At 46.6% G+C, this 17,205-nt stretch carries 14 protein-coding genes; 1 reads left to right on the forward strand and 13 read right to left on the reverse strand.

The genetic code is table 11. The features are described 5' to 3' along the window. The 13 genes from Q0117_RS09200 to mqnE all read right to left on the reverse strand — a co-directional run. On the reverse strand, positions 1–500 hold a 500-nt coding region (locus Q0117_RS09200), incomplete at its 3' end, for a hypothetical protein (RefSeq protein WP_297924819.1). Between the two features lie 1,250 nt (positions 501–1,750). Then, positions 1,751–2,992: an ArsS family sensor histidine kinase gene (locus Q0117_RS09205; protein WP_297924821.1), complete on the reverse strand. Its 1,242-nt coding sequence runs from the start codon at positions 2,990–2,992 to the stop codon at positions 1,751–1,753. 247 nt (positions 2,993–3,239) lie between these two features. Continuing rightward, on the reverse strand, positions 3,240–3,938 hold the full coding sequence (locus Q0117_RS09210) for an IS1595 family transposase (RefSeq protein WP_297924824.1): 699 nt from the start codon (positions 3,936–3,938) through the stop codon (positions 3,240–3,242). Positions 3,939–4,072: 134 nt separating this feature from the next. Further along, the gene (locus Q0117_RS09215; protein ID WP_297924828.1) at positions 4,073–5,878 is read right to left on the reverse strand and encodes a menaquinone biosynthesis decarboxylase; all 1,806 of its coding nucleotides are present in this window, start codon (positions 5,876–5,878) and stop codon (positions 4,073–4,075) included. Positions 5,879–5,922: 44 nt separating this feature from the next. Then, positions 5,923–6,423, reverse strand: a complete 501-nt coding sequence (locus Q0117_RS09220; RefSeq protein ID WP_297924832.1) for an ester cyclase — start codon at positions 6,421–6,423, stop codon at positions 5,923–5,925. A gap of 16 nt (positions 6,424–6,439) precedes the next feature. Further along, positions 6,440–7,426 carry a hypothetical protein gene (locus tag Q0117_RS09225; RefSeq protein ID WP_297924839.1) on the reverse strand — a complete coding sequence of 329 codons (987 nt, stop codon included), beginning with the start codon at positions 7,424–7,426 and terminating at the stop codon, positions 6,440–6,442. Continuing rightward, the gene (locus Q0117_RS09230; protein ID WP_297924842.1) at positions 7,426–8,274 is read right to left on the reverse strand and encodes a hypothetical protein; all 849 of its coding nucleotides are present in this window, start codon (positions 8,272–8,274) and stop codon (positions 7,426–7,428) included. Before Q0117_RS09230 ends, Q0117_RS09225 begins: the two co-directional genes overlap by 1 nt. A gap of 2 nt (positions 8,275–8,276) precedes the next feature. Continuing rightward, complete coding sequence (metG, locus tag Q0117_RS09235) at positions 8,277–10,274, reverse strand: methionine--tRNA ligase (protein WP_297924846.1); 1,998 nt, start codon at positions 10,272–10,274, stop codon at positions 8,277–8,279. 26 nt (positions 10,275–10,300) lie between these two features. After that, positions 10,301–10,990 (reverse strand): type II secretion system protein, encoded by a 690-nt coding sequence (locus tag Q0117_RS09240; protein WP_297924849.1) that lies wholly within the window; start codon positions 10,988–10,990, stop codon positions 10,301–10,303. Positions 10,991–11,017: 27 nt separating this feature from the next. Then, the gene (locus Q0117_RS09245; protein WP_297924854.1) at positions 11,018–12,226 is read right to left on the reverse strand and encodes a hypothetical protein; all 1,209 of its coding nucleotides are present in this window, start codon (positions 12,224–12,226) and stop codon (positions 11,018–11,020) included. 112 nt (positions 12,227–12,338) lie between these two features. Continuing rightward, positions 12,339–12,788 carry a phosphoribosyltransferase family protein gene (locus Q0117_RS09250; RefSeq protein ID WP_005871628.1) on the reverse strand — a complete coding sequence of 150 codons (450 nt, stop codon included), beginning with the start codon at positions 12,786–12,788 and terminating at the stop codon, positions 12,339–12,341. 15 nt (positions 12,789–12,803) lie between these two features. Next, positions 12,804–14,099, reverse strand: coding sequence for an NCS2 family permease (locus Q0117_RS09255; RefSeq protein ID WP_297924861.1), 1,296 nt, complete (start codon positions 14,097–14,099; stop codon positions 12,804–12,806). Between the two features lie 18 nt (positions 14,100–14,117). Continuing rightward, positions 14,118–15,200: an aminofutalosine synthase MqnE gene (gene mqnE / locus Q0117_RS09260; RefSeq protein WP_297924863.1), complete on the reverse strand. Its 1,083-nt coding sequence runs from the start codon at positions 15,198–15,200 to the stop codon at positions 14,118–14,120. Positions 15,201–15,341: 141 nt separating this feature from the next. On the opposite strand from mqnE, the gene glmS reads away from it, so the two are divergent. Continuing rightward, positions 15,342–17,159 (forward strand): glutamine--fructose-6-phosphate transaminase (isomerizing), encoded by a 1,818-nt coding sequence (gene glmS, locus Q0117_RS09265; RefSeq protein WP_297924864.1) that lies wholly within the window; start codon positions 15,342–15,344, stop codon positions 17,157–17,159. Positions 17,160–17,205 lie beyond the last annotated feature (46 nt).

Here is a 17,205-nt window from a genome sequence, read left to right on the forward strand (position 1 = left end):
GTTGCAGAGCCGCTAGCTTTTGCTCCTTTTACGTCGCCGGTAACTTGGCCGTCATTTAGAGTTATGGTGTTGGCATCTGCATTACCACTAGCTGCTTCGCCGCCATAAGCGTTTCCGTTAATAACGGTATCGTTTGTAGTTACGGTATTATCGTGAACGTTTCCGCTTAGGGAGTAGCCTGCGCTAATGTTTCCGTTTACTACCGCACCTTTTGAGCTATCTTCAAAGCTTAGCTCGTTGTGGTGAACCTCTTGGGTTCCGCTATCGCCGTAACCTGCATTTACGTTACCGAAATTTGTTCCGCCCTTAACTATGGTTTTATTGTTATAGACGGTATTTGGAGTTACGCTATCTTTGACATCCGCTCTACCCGAGCTTATATTCTTACCGTTTAGATCTCCTGCGCTTTGAGATACGTTTACGGTGTTATTTTTATTACCGAATAGCTTATGAGCTCCTGCTTGGGCATCATTGCTAGCTTGGTTCTTGGTTAGCTCCATACTATCAAGGTAATTGTCGCCAAATAATATTAGCGATCCTGTTTCTTTTTATTAGTAGACCATATGAATCACTTGCGGTATCGACGTAAATTTTAGCTGCGTTAATCTTATATTACATAGCACTCGTAATAGTATATAATTTATCCATAAGTGTGCCGTATACTCTAACAACAAAGCCTGTATTAATGGAAATTTTATTATAGTTGAGTATATTTAACCCGCGCCTGCTTGCCTGCTGAAAAAAATCGTAATCGCACTACCATTAAAAGACCTCGTTATAGTTTGCCTCACCCGAAATAAAGTTTATGATGATGTGTGTATTTGCTTACGATGATACCACCATAGACGTAAAATTATTGATAGGGCTACCAATTTGATTATCTCACAACGAAATTTGCATCTCGTAGATAAACATTCCCATAATACCACTTCATTGTATTAAACGGGAAGTGTTTCCATCTACGCTTACACCTAAATTATGAGTATAATACCACCTATGATAGCGTAATCAATCGCCATCTCCCTCACCGATACCTTCCACTTCCAGGTATAATATTTATGGCATTTTTATAACCAAGCCGCTTGCGGATTACCAGCGGCGTTCGCATAAACTATGCCACCAATATGGTATTTTACTATAGCTTCACGCTACCACCTTCACTGAATTCGCCACGAATCGTGCCGTCCTTTTTGTAGACTGTATGTTTTATCCACTGCCGCCCATATTATTGATTGTGTTCGAATTTACTTTATCGCTTACGGCGCAATAACTGATCACGACTATCACGTATTTGAGTTTAATAACACTTTGCCCGATTAAAAAGCTGTCGTTCTGTCTCGACTTCAGTATTTAGGCTCACTACACTGGATCTTACCGTTGCATTTGCGTATTGACTTGGCTAGTTTTCTTTAACATTAAATCTTATGAGTTCGCGATGTTCCTTATATTCGCTATAAATAAGCTTAAATTTAGAAAAAATGAATTTCATTGTTAGCGTTTAACATAGCAAATGAATAAGATTTTCTATTAATTTTTTGAGAATGCTTAAAAAAAACGGAATTTTTTATGTCTATAAATTTAGCATGGCGACTTCTGTAATATGGATAAAATTCCGTGGCGTGAGTTAGCAACATGAATTTTAAGAGCTAGAAGTGAAATTTTAAAGCGAAACAGATTATTCCATGTAAGCAAGAATTCTCATGAGAGAGCGAAATTCTTTGTAGAAAGTGATAATTTCGTGAAGACTGGCTTACATCGCGATAACCTTTTCTAAATTTAAAAAGCTAAAAATATTTTTACCATCCCTGTGATAGTACGTAAATTTTAGCCCGTGCGCCTTGGCGATGTTATCGACGATGTAAAGCCCCAGGCCGAAGCTTTGCTTGGCGTTCGTACCCTTGACGAAGGCCTCTTTGTAGTAGCTAAAATCCTTCTGCAGCGGCTCGCCGAGCGTTATGAAGTCCATCGTCTCGGCGTCTAAGCGGATTAAAATTTTACCGTCTGCAGCGTATTTTACGGCGTTGTCGATTAAATTTTTCACCGCGACGCAAAAGAGCTTCAGATCGACGTTTAGGCTCAGGCCTAGCGGATTTTGCAGCGTGACGCAGCCGGGCTCGATCATCGCGATGCCGAGCGCTTCTTTTAAAATTTCATCCATGGGAAAAATTCCGCGTTCGATTAGCGCCGTGCCCGCAGTCGCGCGCTCGACCGCCGCAAATTCGTTGATTAGGCTCTCCAGCCGCTCAAAGACCGAGATGAGACGCTCCTGATTTTTACCGTGCTCGATCATCTCGACGGCGATGCGACCTTTTGTGATGGGAGTTTTGAGCTCGTGCATTATGTTTCGCAAAAACAGATGGCGCGATTCGTTAAGCTTGTTTATCTGCGTGACCGCCTCGTAAAATGCGTGCGAAACCTCGGAAATTTCGTCGTTTCCTACGCTTACGTCCTTGATCTGAAGATCGCCTTTAGCAAATTTATCGATCTGGCGTTTGAGCTTGCGAAGGGGGCGAATTTTGCGGATGATAAAGATATACGCAAGCAGGATGATTGCCAAAATGACGCCGTAGATCGCTTTGAAAATATCGTAGCGGTAGGGCTGATAATCCTTGTCGTTTAAAAGCCGCGTCTCTCCAGCGTGAGTGATTTTTAAGTAGTGTTTGCGTTTAAAAAGCAAGATGTCCGCAGAGCCGATGTCTGCGGAGATGCTATCTAAAATTTCGGCGCCTTTGATGATCTCATCGCGCTTGGCTTCATCGCGGATGGTCGAAAACTCGAAATTTGCGACCTGCCGTTCGTATTCGACATCGCTGATGAGCTTGCTCATCTGATATAGGTTCGCGCGCGCGACGATGGAGTACTTGGAGTTTAGCTCGCGGGTGTAGTTTTGCTGATCGTAGCCGATGAGCCAGAGTAGAGCGAGCGAAACGCCCACGGCAGCGAGCGTGAAGATGAACGTGATGGTGTAAAAAATCGACGATCTTACTTTCATTAAATTTATATGATCCTTAAATTTTAAAAATTTCAAAGCTTTGAAGCCGCGGGCTTGCTTTGGCTTTGGCGCGTGGACCCGTCCGACTTCGGATTTGTGGCACATCCTAAATACGCAATACGTTTATATTTCCTAAATCTAGCTATTGCAAAAATTTTATAAAAATTTTAAAAATTTTGCTACTTCTACCATTGAAAATTTTACAAAATTTTATCGCTTAAACACATAAATTCAAATAAATTTAGGCTCAATTAAACTTAAGCGGATTCTCTCTTATCATCTTTAATAAAATATGATAGAACTCCTTCGTATCTTTGCTGTTATTATATCTAAATTCACATTCTTTAAGATGAAGCAAAAAATTCTCTTTCTTGATGCCTTTAAATTTAGATAATCTATGTTTAGCATAACCCCAGAAGTTTTCTATACCGTTTATATGGTTTTTTCCATTAGTGAATTCATTCTTTGAATGTTTTACTCTATAGTGAGCTTTAGCTCCGTAATCTACTAATCCATCATAAGCCTTCCAGCAATCTGAATAGATAGTAGAGCTATCAAGCTCGCTATATTGCGATAGTATTGGTATTAGTTCACTAGCAGAGCAGTTCTTTACTATCTGAGTATATACCATACCGTCTCTTTTAAACATACCGAATACCGGTTGCTTTCCGCTTGCACCTCTACCTCTCTTACCTCTTACTCTTTTAGCTCCGAAGTAGCTTTCGTCAATCTCTATCTCGCCTGAAAACTTAGATATCTTTTCGCATTCAATCGCCATTAGAGTTCTGATGCTTTTTAGAATCTTATTAATGGAAATTCTAGAGATTCCTGTAAAATTTGCTATTTTAGTAGCCTCTATATCCTCTGCAAAATACTTTAAAATTTCTCTAAATTTCTTCTTTGAAATTCGAGAACGAATTATATATTTATTTTTCATAGTTCTCATCGTAACTTACTGCTCCTTTGTGTGAGCTTAAGTTAAAGAGGGCCTAAATTTATTTTAAATTTAACGCGCAGCCCTTAAAATCAGAGTGCAAAATTTTAAAATTTCAAATCCGCGCGAAATTTCGCCCCACGCCCTCAAAAAATTTCAAATTTTTTAAATAACTCGGGTTCATCCTGCACGATGCCCCGCTCTATGAGGCCTGCTACGACTTCGCGGCTACAGAGCGTCTCCTGCGGCCACCTGCGCGTATAGCCCTCCCACTCGTACTTGCTCGTAGCGTCGATGCAGATACGATCATTCTGCGCCACAAATACGTCGCGCAGCGCATCGATGCTATTTACGACGCGCCAAACGCTCATATAGAGGTTATTCGCGTCATTCCCCGCATCGGTAAAAATCAAAATTTTAAAATGCTCGCTAAATTTCAAAAGCCGCCGCCAGCTCCGCTCTACGAGTTCTTTTTTGTCTATGTTTATCAGCACGAGCGGGTTTTTCGTATCGCAAAAGTGCTGCTTAAGCGCCAAAATAGCAGGCTCCTCGCTTTGAAATTTCGCTAGAAGCTCCTCATCATTTAAAATTTGCGGCGCCTGCGAGCTTAGATCGGTCGTCACATCGATGCCGAGCTTGCCGCCGAAGCAGGAGTTCGGGCTTGCGTGATCGAGCTGGTCGCACACACCCTCGCTAAAAACGAGGCTGCGCACGCCTATGCGGTTTAGGACGTACTTCGTAAGCGCCTCGTACTCATCTAAGCTCGGCGCGTCCTGCGGCACGAAAACGGCGTGTTTTACAAAGCTCATCTGCCCTACGCCCCAAAACGCGTGCATGATCTGTTTTGCTGCAGCGGGGTAGCGCACGGCGATTTTAGCCAAAATCAGATTATGAAATACGCCGTTTTCGGGCATTTTATAGTCAATCAGATCGGGCGCGCTCGTGCGAAACAGCGGCAAAAAGATCCGCTCGGTCGCGTACCCCATAAATTTATCCTCAAGCGGCGGCTTTCCCACGACGGTGGCGTGAAATACGGGCGCGCGCTTGTGCGTGATCGCGCTAACCTCCATCACCGGAAAGGGCTCTACCGGCGTATAATATCCGGTGTGATCGCCGAAAGGCCCCTCCGGCTCGCTTACGGCGGGATCAACAAAGCCCTCGATCACGTAATCCGCATCGGCGGGAACGTAAATTTCATTCGTAAGCGATTTTACGAGGTGAGCGGGGCTGCGGCGGATAAAGCCGTAAAGCAGCAGCTCAAAAATCCCCTTCGGCAGCGGCGCCTGACCGCACCAGATATAGAGTGGATCGCCGCCGATCGCCACGGATACGGGCATCTTGTGCCCTGCTTTACGGTATTCGTCGAAAAAGCCAGCGCCGTCTTTGTGGATCTGCCAGTGCATCCCCAGGCGGTCGCGCCCGTAAATTTGCAGGCGATACATGCCGAGATTTTGCGTTTGCGAGTTCAGATCCTTCGTATAAACCTGCCCCATCGTGATGAACGCGCCGCCGTCACCCTCCCAGGTCTTAAGCACAGGAAGCTCGCCCAAATCGACATCTGCACCCAGATGCGCGACCTGCTGACACTCGCCGCGGCCGCTAAGGCGTTTTACAAAAATTTTACGCAGCGAGATTAAGTGCGACAAAAAATCAAGCTTTTCGCTAAAGTTTTGCGGACGCTTCGGCTTTAGCAGGCTCTCAATCTCGGCGGCAATTTCGTCGGGCTTGCGGCCGAGGATTAAATTTAACGCCTCGAAGGAGCCGAAAATATTGGTTAGCACCGGCGGCATCCGTTTGCCCTGCGCGTTTCGCACGTTCGTAAAAAGCAGCGCCTGCGAACGCTCTTTTTTGACCTCGATATAGCTTGCGTGCGCTATCTCAAGCTCCGTGCCGATCTGCTCCTTCACCTCGCGCAAAAGCCCGTTTTCGCGCAGAATTTTAATGTAGTCCATTGCCCTCTTTCAATTCAATAATCCCATAATGAGCTCTCGCCATATTATTTATCGCACGCACCGATGGCGCGCAGTATGGCGATCATCCCCTCGGCTGCGACATCGTTTACGATCTTGCCGCGCTCGTTAAAGTAATAAAAATTCATCACCCGCGCACTAAATTTTCGCCCCGTAGGCGCGATGCCCATAAAATCATGCTTGTGAGTGCCGCTGCAAAGCCAATACACCGCCGCGCATCTCTCGTCCGCGACCATGTCCTGCATCGCCCACTGCACATCGGGGAAGCTTGCACGCATCATTTTTACGATCGCATTGTAGCCGCTGCCGCCGTAAAGCGGATCTTTTGATGCTGGCGTGACAAACGGCGCTTCGGGATCCACAAGCTCGTTTAAAAGCGCTTCGTCCGCGGTATTTATCGCCGTCTCAAAGCGCTTCATAGCGGCTTTATTCCGTTCTATTTTATCCTCGTGCGTGGTTTTAGCGCTTGATACTATCGGCACGATAGCCGCTACTGCGCCAAATTTAATAAAATTTCGTCTTTTCATACCGATCTCCTTGAGGCTAAAATAGATTTTTTTCTTGCGGTTTTTGATTTAGAAGCTGCAAAATCGCGCTCTTTTCCGCAAAAACCAGCGCGTAGTGAAACTCGGGCAAGCTCTTTAGCGCGCTTAGCTTATTGAAGCGAAAGTCGATCTTAACGCCGTCTAAGCGATCCTCCCAGCTAGCGCAGACGATAATTTTTTCGCGGAATTTTGCCCGCAAAAACTCCGCCTCGCGCGCAAAAAGCTCAGGATCGCTCTCGGCGATAAAGGCGCGATAGCTGCCGCCGAGCGAGCTAACATTAAAAAATCTATCCACAAAAATCGGCTCGAAATGGCCGAATGCGCTTAAGTTTTGAAATTTAAAGGGTATGTTTTTGCGCGAGAGATACTCGATCACGCCGCATAGCTCGGGCAAAAACAGCTGCGGAAAGACTAAATTTGAATAATAAAGCCCACCGAAAACGAAGCTGCTGTAAAATATCGAGCCGCCGTAAAGCAGCCTAAAATCGTCGCTCGCAGGAACCCGGACGGGCGAGATACCGAGGCTTTGCAAAAGCTCGGCGTCGGTGGTGAAGTAGGTATTTTTCTCTTTGGCATTCATTAGGCTAATGAAAAGCTCGCCCTTGCTGCGCGGCGCAAACATCAAATTTTTCGGCACGCTCGTGTAGCGCAGGATCTCGCTTTGCACCTCGTTTATCAGCACGAAGCCGTGCCGCCACGTCTCGCCCAGAAATTTTATCAGTCGCACGAGCGCCGAGCATAAATTTTCGACCTTGATAAAGGCGATCTCGTCGTTAAGCGGCTTGAAATTGTTATCGAAAATGATCGCGTACGCGCCGTTATCGATCGCGGTGTGCACGTCGCGCTCGTTTGCGCCGAGTGCGATGAAAGCGCCCTTTTTCGCGACCTTTGCGGGCTCAATCGCAAAGCTTTCGACCGCGGAGATTGCGGGATTATTTAGCATCGTTCCGTTTACGATACGGGTTAAATTTAATAAATTTACCATTACGACTTCCCTGCGGCGGAGCTTTTGGCGGACGCGCTCTTTGCGGCGCGGCGCGGCTGTTTCGCAGCAGATGCGGAACTTGCGCCGGACGCGACGACGTCTTTTGCGGCGATTACAGTAGGCGTAGCAGTATTTTTTGCGATACGGCGAGATTTTACGTTCTGAGATACGCTTTTAGCCGGTATCGCTTTTGCGCTTGGCGCGGAAATTTTATTTTGCGCGGCGCTTTTGGTAGATGCAGATTTAGCTACGGAGGTTGATTTTGCGACAGATGCCGAAGCCGCGCCTGCTGCGACACTTTTGGCGGTCGATGCGGCTTTTACCGTAGGCGCTATTTTTTTAGCGAGCGGAGATTTTTTTGCGGGCGCGCTTTTTGTCGCTGTGTTTTTTTTAATAGTGGCACTTTTGGAAAGTGAGGCGTCTTTTTTAACATTCGCGCTAGAAATACTTGCTGCGCGCTTTCTGTGCGGCGTGATGCCTGCATTAAAATTTTCGTTATCCGCGCTTGCGCGCTTTTTCGAGCGCTCATCTGTAAATTTATCGGTGTGCGAAAATGAGCGCACGACCGCGCGCGCGCCGAGTTTTGCACATTTTAAAGCGGCAGACTTCGACAGCTCGCAAATGCCGAATGTTAAAATTTTACGCGCCGCAAATTTTAAAGCAACCCCCGCACCGAGCTTAAGCGCCAAAGGCGTGGCGCATACAAGCCCGCCCGCGCCGATCTTTGCGGCAAGTGAGGAGTTGCGGCAAAGGTTTAAAATTTTATCCGAAGCGGCGCTTTTTTGCGCGCAGAGTCCAGCCGCACCGCAGATAGCGAGCTTCGAAGCCTTGCGCGCTAAAGCCTTCATCGCTAACCTACGATTGCGCCGTTTTTTACGGGCGCGAGAGTACTAAGCAGCGTGAGACTGCCGTCCTCGGCACTTAAAATCATGCCCTCGCTGCTATGTTTAAAAATTTTAGCGGGTTTTAAATTTGCCAGCACGCAGATCTGCTTGCCGATAAGCGCGGCGGGATCGTAAAATTTCGCGATACCGCTGATGATTTGACGCGGTCTCTCCTCGCCCAAATCGATCATAAATCGCAACAACTTCTCGCTACCCTCAATGTTTTCGCACTCCAAAATCGTGCCGACTTTGATAACACACTTTTTAAAATCATCGATTTTAATCTGCACTTCAGATGCTGCGCCTTGGGCTTCTTGCACCGTAGCGCCCGAGCCGGAAGCGTTTGCGTTTAAGTTTAGCGCGCTTTTTGCCGCAGCGTCTGTGCCCGAACCGCTTGCAGAATTTGCAGTGCCATCCAACCTGTCGTAGTCCGCCTTCGGCATTAGCTCGTGATCGATCTTGGTAAAAAGCGGCTCGCACGGCTTGGCCTTAAAATCTAAAATTTCGCCGCGAAGTATGAGCTTTTCATAAAGCGGAGTGGATATTTCAAAGCCGAGCGTGTCTGCGATACGTGCCGCCGTCTTCGGCATCGCGGGACTTAGCAGCACGGCGACTTTAGCCAAAATATTTGCAACCAATGCGACGAGAGCCAACGCCTTAGCCTGCTCGCCGTTTTTCATCAAATTCCACGGCTCGTATTTTGCAATCGAAGCGTTCGCAAGAGCAAGCGCCCTCCAAAGCTCCTCCAAGTATCTATTGGTAGCGACCTCCTCAAGCGCGCTAAGCGCGGCGCTTAGATATGAGTTCGCCTCCTTGATCTCGGCGGTGAAAAATTTCATCACGTCTTTGGAATTTATGACGTAGTCCGAGTATTTTGCGCTCATGCCAACGATGCGGCTAAGTAGATTTCCAAGCTCGTTGGCAAGCTCGGAATTTACGCGGTTGATGATCGCTTTTTGCGAAAAATCGCCGTCTTGGCCGAACGGTACCTCGCGCAGTAAGAAATACCTAAACTGCTCCAACCCATAGGCGTTTGCGACCTCGCGCGGATCCACGACGTTGCCCAGGCTCTTGCTCATCTTTTTGCCGTCTCGCGTCCACCAGCCGTGAGCTGCGATGCTGCGTGGCATATTTAGTCCCAGGCTCATCAAAAACGCAGGCCAATAAACGGCGTGAAAGCGTAAAATGTCCTTGCCCACGATGTGCAGCGCGTCGCTCCAATACTCCATCCGCTCGCCGCCCGCGCAAAATCCGAGCGAGCTAAGATAATCCATTAGCGCGTCCAGCCAGACGTAAATCACGTGCTTCGGATCGTTCAGCTCGGGCGGAATTTTAACGCCCCAATCAAAGCCCGTTCTCGTGATCGAAAGATCCTTCAGACCGCTTTTTACGAAGCTTACGACCTCGTTTTTTTTGCCTAGGGGCAGGATGCACTTTTCATCCTCGTACCATTTCAAAAGTCGCTCTGCATAGGCGCTAAGCCTGAAAAAATAGCTCTCCTCTTTTAAAATTTTAGTCTTTTTGCCGCAGTCGGGGCAATACTCGCCGTCGATTAGCTGAGCGGAAGGAAAAAAACTCTCGCAGCTTACGCAGTAGTTGCCCTCGTATTCGCCCTTATAAATGTCGCCCTTTTCATACATCTTGCGAAATACGTTTTGCACCGCCGCCTCATGCGCGGCATCGGTAGTGCGCGAAAACATATCGTAGCTGATGTCAAACTCGTCCCACAGGTCTTTAAATTTAGCGCTTACACCGTCTGCGTACTGCTTTGGGCTCTGGCCGTGCTTGGCTGCGGCCTCCTCGATCTTTTGGCCGTGCTCATCGGTGCCAGTTTTAAAAAAAACTTCGTGCCCTTGCAGGCGGTAAAATCTAGCCATCGTATCGGCGATGATCGTCGTGTATGCATGACCGATGTGCGGGACATCGTTTACGTAATAAATCGGCGTCATTATGTATTTTTTCATTATTCTCCTTAAATGCTTTAAATTATTTACTGCGCCGCGTTACCCGTATTTGATTTCAGCGTATAACTTACGTATCCCGTCTCGGGCTGAATACTTATATAGGCATGCTCTTTAGCATCATTGGTAAGCGTGATTATGCATGGATTTTGGCCCACAAAAAGCCTATCATATGGCACATTAGAGTTCGCTAACTGCCCCATTGGGCGACCATAAGAATCAAAGGAGATGGTGTGATTGTTTCCATTACCGCAATTAGTAAATTCTATATTGCTTATATTATATGTTGCTTCTAAATTTAGCTTTTTATTCATTCTTGCACCATCAGTATTGGCAGGTTGCCTAGCAAAGCCCGAAGTAAGCAGTTTGTTAGGATTCTGCGGATCAGCTGCCATAGAATTTAGGCTATTTGGTTGTCCGTTTGAACCCGGGAAAGCTCCGTTATCCCAATATATATTATATCGCCATCCTGCTGCAGAGCCCGGTGCTCCTTGATCGGTAAATTGAATCCTCCAAAATCTCTTAAACCAATTAGGATCGTCAGGATCGAATTTGTTATCATTCATAGCCAGCTGCTGAGTATAACGAATATGAGCAGCTACTTGATCTGCCGCCTCCACAAGGCTATTTCGATTAATTTGAGGCACCGCCACCGCCGCTAGAATTCCAACCACCACGATGATGAAAATCAGCTCTATCATAGTAAATGCTTTTTTCATAATTTTTACCTTTCATAAAAATTTTGTTTATATTTTAACATAAAATTTCGCAATTAGCACGCCTTGCTTGTAAATATCTATACTTTGTGTCGAATTTTCAGAATTTCGCTCATAAATATACGCGTCCTCGCCGCTTGGCAAGTCGTAAAATTTCAGGCGCAGGCACAGCTTTTTATTATCGCAGCTCACGCTTTTTACTCCGCGATCTTTTAGCTCGCTCGCTAGCTCCTTAGCTACGTCAAATTTATAGATGAAATGCCTCTGCGGCTTGTTTGCAAACACCGCCTTATACATCACGTCGCTAAAAACCACCGCGAAGTAGCTAAACATCAAGCTTGCCAGCGTCACACCCACGGCGATCTTGTGAAAGGTGCGAAATTTAGGCAATCTAACGCGGTATGAATTAAATAAAACCCGAATGATCAGAGGCGTAGCGATAACGCAATACGGCAACGTCATCTCAAGCGCGACGCGCTGTCTTAGCGAAAAAAGCATCGTCAGACAAAGCGCGCTCGTGGCGATGAACCACAGCAGGCTCTTTTCCTCTTTGATCCAAATTCTGTAGATCGTGTAGATGAAAAATAAAAACACTAAAGGCGAAAACGCGCCCGCAAAAACGCCCACGGTATCTAAAAAATATCCCTTCGGCTTGCCCTCCGAGCTTACGTCGTAAAAGATCATGCTGAAGCTAAATAGCGCTATGCAAAGTAGCAAAAGCTCCTTTTTGCGCGTATAAAGCGCCCAAATTCCAAAGCCCACGTAGAGCATAAAAAACGCTCGGTCGATCAGGGCGCAAACGGACAGAAGGACGAAAAGAGCGATATTGTATTCACTCTTTGCAAAATAGATCGCCAGCAGCGTGAAAAAAACGATGATGCCCGCAGGATTTAGCAAGATCGCGCTACTCATCGATGCAGGAAGCGCCATAAATAGAGCCGTAGCTACCACCCTATCGAAGCGACGCTTTAGAATAAATTTTGAAATTTTATAGATCATCGCGGCGTTTGCGAAGTGGATCAAAATAAACGGCACGCGCAGAGCGTAGTCGTTGCGCCCGAAAATTTCGCAGCTTAAATTTGCGATTAGCGAAACGAGGGATTTTTTCTCATAAAAAATTTCGACCTCGTAGTAGCTGATGCTTAAATTTGAAATCGCATAAAGCAGAAATATGCCCTGAAACAGGCACATTATAGAGATTACGAAAATTTCATTTTGATAAAGCTTCTTCACTCTCATCCTTGCTGCGGGCACTTTAAATTTACGACCTAAATTTTACGACCGGAATTTTATAAAATTTAAACCGCCGAATCTTTTAAAATTTAGCCACTAAATTTAACCGCGCGCCGCTTCATTCCTCTATCGTATAATTTTCCCAAAAGAAATTTATCCACTCATCCGTCTTTGAAATTTTAAAATCGGGCTGGATGAGCGCCTTGGGTTTGTAAAAAATCACTGCCGTTTTAAGCTCTATTTGCGGGAATTTCTCCAGCAGCACGCGCTTGATCTCGACCATGCTGTCGCCGCTGTCGATAATATCGTCCACCAGCAGCACGCGCTTATAAAGCTCCAGATCTGGCACGTTGAAAACGTCGATGGTATCGAGCTTTTTGGTGTCTGCGTAGTGGATGGAATTTATCGAAAATATCGTCCGCATATCAAGCGCATTGGCTAGCGCGTGGCCGAATGTGAGCCCACCCCTAGCGATCGCCACGATTGCATCGGGCATAAATTCGTCCCTAACCTGCTTTGCTATAACTCTTGCGTCGCGATCCATCTCGTCAAAACTATAAAATCTCATATTTTTCCTTAAAATTTAATGCATTAAAAATACTAAAACGCTAATCGCGCCGAGCGTCAAAACGCCGAAATTTAAATCTTTTATCCTGCGCTGAGCGAGTCTAACTACGATATAAGCGATAAAGCCGAAGCTTAAGCCGTTGGTGATCGAATAGGTAAAAGGCATCAAAAATACTATAAAAAACGCAGGGATTAAAATTCCAGCGTCGCTATAATCGATCTTGCCAAGTTCGCTAAACATCAAAACCCCGACCATTACGAGGATCGGATAGATCGCATTTGCAGGGATCGCCTTAAATAGCGGCAGCATAAACAGCGTCAGCACGAAAAACATAGCGCAAAATACCGCGGTAAGTCCCGTGCGACCGCCCGCCTCCACGCCGCTGGCGCTCTCGGCAAACGCAGTAACCGTGCTCGTTCCTATAACGGCGCCCGCAACGCTGCCTATCGCATCGGAGGTTAAATTTCTAGATAGTTTTTTCATGCCGTCTTTGCTATTCTCTCCAAAAAGTCCCGCGCGATTGCCAACGCCGGTTAGAGTGCCGATGCTATCAAATAGATGCGTGACGAAAAACGTGATTATAAAAGGCATGAAGGCTAGCTTTAGCGCTCCGGGGATATCCAGCTTAGCAAATATCGGCGTTATGCCGCTTGGCGCGCTTACGATGCCATGTGGTGCGGGCGAAATTCCAGCCACCCACGCAACGCACGAAGTAATCAAAATGCTTAAGATAAACGCCGCCTTGATTCTAAGCACGAAAAGCACAAGCACGACCGCTAAGCCTAAAATCCCAAGCAAAACATTTAGATCTTTTAAATTTCCTAAAGTTACTAGCGTCGCCTGACTAGGCGCGATGACGCCCATCTGTTTAAGCCCGATAAAGCAGATGAAAGCCCCGATACCCGCACTTATGGCGCGACGCAGATCAAGCGGGATAGATTTGATAACCCAAACGCGAAAGTTCGTAAACGAAAGCACGGTAAAAAGCGCTCCGCTTATCGCTACGATGCCAAGTGCGCTCTGCCATGGCAGCTTCGCATCCACGCACAACGCAAAGGTAAAATACGCATTTAGCCCCATGCCGACGCTAAGCGCAACGGGGGTATTTGCAAAGAGCCCGTTAAATAGCGTCGCGATTATCGTAATAAGCGCGGTTGCCGTAACCAGCGCATCAAACGGCATACCTGCGATGCTCATAATGTTAGCGTTTACAGGCACGATGTAAATCATCGCCAAAAACGTAGTAAGCCCTGCGATAAGCTCCTGCCTTACCGACGTTTTTGCCGCGGCGAGATGAAAGAATTTCTCCACTTGCTCCTCCTTTAGAATTTATTCGTAAATTTCGATCTGGTTATACAAGCTGTCGCGCTCTACGGGCACAAAGCCCGCCGTGCTGATCATATCGATAAAATCGCGCTTGCTCTGCCCTTTTTTACTACCGGCGCCGGCGCTGCTTTGAATGCTTTCGTTCTCAATCGTGCCGTCAAGATCATCCGCGCCGAAATCCTGCGCCACAAGAGCTAAGCTTAAAGTCGAGGTCGCCCAATACGCCTTGATATGCGCGACGTTGTCAAGCAGAATTCTACTAATTGCGATCGTTTTTAAAATTTCGACCGAGCCCAAAAAGCCCTTCACGTCCAGGTAGTTGTTCTCGCGCTGATACACGAGCGGGATGAAGGCGTTGAAACCGCCGCCGTTAGCGCGAGCTAGGCTCTCATCTTGCAGCGCGCGGATGCGCAAGATGTGATCGATACGGTGAGCGCGGCTTTCGATATGGCCAAAGAGCATCGTGGCGTTGCTCCGGCGCCCGCGCGCATGCCACAGCGAGTGAATACGTAGCCACTGCTCGCTTGAGACCTTGCCTTTGCAAATTTGATCCCTGATCTGCTCGTCAAAAATTTCGGCGCCGCCCCCCGGCATCGAATCCACGCCGCTTTGTATCATCAGCTCTATCGTCTCTTCGTAGCTCATCTTCCACTTTCGCCGCCAGTAATCGATCTCCGCCGCGGTCATCGCCTTGATGTGCAGAAGCGGATATTTTTGCTTTATCGCTTTAAAAATTCCCAAATATTGCTGCGGCGTAACGAATGGATTGTGCGAACTTACGATATGAATCTCCTTCGTGCCGCGCGCTACGGTCTCATCCACGATACGCATGATCTCATCATCGCTCATCGTGTAGGCGTTTTCGTTCTTGCGGTGCGCCGAAAATGCGCAAAATTTACAGGTATCTGCGCATAAATTCGAAGGATTGATATGACGATTCGCATTGAAATAGACGTTTTTGCCGTTTTTTTCTTTGCGAATAGCAAAGGCGAATTTGCCCAGATCGAAAAGGTCCAAATCCCATAACTTCACGCCGTCTTCGTAATTTAATCTCTCGCCGCTTTGTAGTTTTTCTAAAATTTCCATCGATTTCCCAAGCCAAATTTTGTGCTAATTATATAATTTTTTGCTTACAAAACGGATAAGCGGACTAAATTTAGAGCCGAATTTCGTTAATTTAAAATAGCGTAGTAAAATGGGCGCCAAATTTTAAACAAGGAAAGCAAAATGTGTGGAATCGTAGGCTACATAGGAAACGCCGAAAAGAAAAAAATCATAATAAACGGACTGAAAGAACTCGAGTATCGCGGATACGACAGCGCTGGGCTTGCCGTGATGGATGAGAGTGCGAATATAAAGTATTTCAAAGCGGTCGGCAAGCTTAATAATCTCGAAGAAAAGATGAAAGATTTCACTTCGCAAGGCTTTGGCGTTGCGATCGGGCATACTCGCTGGGCGACGCACGGAAAGCCTACCGAGCTTAACGCGCATCCGCATTTTGGAGATTTTAGCTTCGTCGTGCATAACGGTATCATCGAAAACTACATCGAGCTAAAAGATGAGCTTGAAGCGGACGGCGTGAAATTTTTAAGCCAGACCGATACCGAAGTAATCGTGCATCTTTTTGAAAAAAATTTCAAGGCTAGCAACGACGCATTTAAGGCATATGAAGCCACAATTAAACGGCTAAAAGGCGCATACGCAACGCTTTTAATCACGAAGGCAGCACCCGGCGAAATTTTCTTTGCTAAAAACGCAGCTCCGCTCATCGTCGCGAAAAACGATAAAAACGAAATTTTCTTTAGCTCCTCGGATGCTCCGCTCATCGGGCTTGCGAATACGGCTGCATATCTGGACGATCAAATTTACGGCGTTGCAAAGCTTGGGCAAATCGACATTTTTAAAAACTCTAAACCGCATAATTGCGCCTTTAGTGAGCTTCCGAAAGATAAAGGCTATGCGCAAAAAGAGGGCTTTAGATTTTTTATGGAAAAAGAAATTTACGAGCAAGCGCAAGTCGTAACCGAAGCAATGATGGGGCGCGTAATAAAGGGCGGCAAGATAAAATTTGACGAGCTTGATGCGGCGATGTTTGAGGGTATCGACGAGGTCGTGTTATGTGCCTGCGGCACGAGCTATCACGCCGCGCTCGTGAGTTCGTATCTTTTCGAGCGCATCGCTAAAATCCGCACGAAAGTGGAAGTCGCCAGCGAATTCCGCTACAAGGAGCCGTTTTTAAACAAGAATTCCTTATTTATCGTGATCTCGCAAAGTGGCGAGACCGCCGATACATTAGAGGCGCTGCATATCGCTAAAAAAGCCGGTCTTAGAACGCTTGCGATCTGCAACGTCGATAACAGCTCGATCGTGCGTATGGCGGGCAGCGTGATCCTCACTCGCGCGGGCATCGAAAAGGGTGTGGCATCTACAAAGGCTTTTGCGACGCAGGTTATGGTGCTATGGATGTTTGTGGTGTATCTTGCAAATCTGCGCGAAGTCATCTCGGCGCGCACGAATTCCGCTGAAATTTCGGCGATGCTTCATATCCCGCAAATTTTAAAGATTAAGGACGGCTTGCAGGATAAAATTTACCGCATGAGCAAGCACTATCTGCACGGACACGGCTTTTTCTTTATCGGTCGCGATATTTTCTATCCGCTCGCTCTTGAGGGCGCGCTCAAGCTCAAAGAGATCTCCTATCTGCACGCGGAGGGCTATCCAAGCGGCGAGATGAAGCACGGACCGATCGCTCTTGCGGATTCTAATCTCTTTACGGTTGCGCTGATGCCAAAGCATTTGCTCTACGAAAAAACGAAAAGCAATGTCGAAGAGCTTGCTGCGCGCGATGCGTATATTTTAGCTATCAGTCCGGAAGAGCCCGAGATCGCGGATGATTTTATCAAAACAAGCGAGCAGAGCCACGCGATGAGCGAGTTTTTTGAGATGATGATAATTTTACAAATTCTAGCTCTTGAAATCTCCGTCAGACTTGGCAATGACGTGGATATGCCGCGAAATTTAGCCAAAAGTGTCACCGTAGAATAATCGTTTTTTAAGTTCATTTTGACTAATATTTCTCATTAAAAAATCG

This window comes from uncultured Campylobacter sp., assembly GCF_937997535.1.
GTDB lineage: Bacteria > Campylobacterota > Campylobacteria > Campylobacterales > Campylobacteraceae > Campylobacter_B.

Excerpts from the sequence above, each read along its gene's own strand:
- Q0117_RS09205 (WP_297924821.1), bottom strand. The coding sequence starts at position 2,992 with ATGAAAGTAAGATCGTCGATTTTTTACACCATCACGTTCATCTTCACG.
- Q0117_RS09210 (WP_297924824.1), bottom strand. The coding sequence starts at position 3,938 with ATGAGAACTATGAAAAATAAATATATAATTCGTTCTCGAATTTCAAAG.
- Q0117_RS09215 (WP_297924828.1), bottom strand. The coding sequence starts at position 5,878 with ATGGACTACATTAAAATTCTGCGCGAAAACGGGCTTTTGCGCGAGGTG.
- Q0117_RS09220 (WP_297924832.1), bottom strand. The coding sequence starts at position 6,423 with ATGAAAAGACGAAATTTTATTAAATTTGGCGCAGTAGCGGCTATCGTG.
- Q0117_RS09225 (WP_297924839.1), bottom strand. The coding sequence starts at position 7,426 with ATGGTAAATTTATTAAATTTAACCCGTATCGTAAACGGAACGATGCTA.
- Q0117_RS09230 (WP_297924842.1), bottom strand. The coding sequence starts at position 8,274 with ATGAAGGCTTTAGCGCGCAAGGCTTCGAAGCTCGCTATCTGCGGTGCG.
- metG (WP_297924846.1), bottom strand. The coding sequence starts at position 10,274 with ATGAAAAAATACATAATGACGCCGATTTATTACGTAAACGATGTCCCG.
- Q0117_RS09240 (WP_297924849.1), bottom strand. The coding sequence starts at position 10,990 with ATGAAAAAAGCATTTACTATGATAGAGCTGATTTTCATCATCGTGGTG.
- Q0117_RS09245 (WP_297924854.1), bottom strand. The coding sequence starts at position 12,226 with ATGAGAGTGAAGAAGCTTTATCAAAATGAAATTTTCGTAATCTCTATA.
- Q0117_RS09250 (WP_005871628.1), bottom strand. The coding sequence starts at position 12,788 with ATGAGATTTTATAGTTTTGACGAGATGGATCGCGACGCAAGAGTTATA.
- mqnE (WP_297924863.1), bottom strand. The coding sequence starts at position 15,200 with ATGGAAATTTTAGAAAAACTACAAAGCGGCGAGAGATTAAATTACGAA.
- glmS (WP_297924864.1), top strand. The coding sequence starts at position 15,342 with ATGTGTGGAATCGTAGGCTACATAGGAAACGCCGAAAAGAAAAAAATC.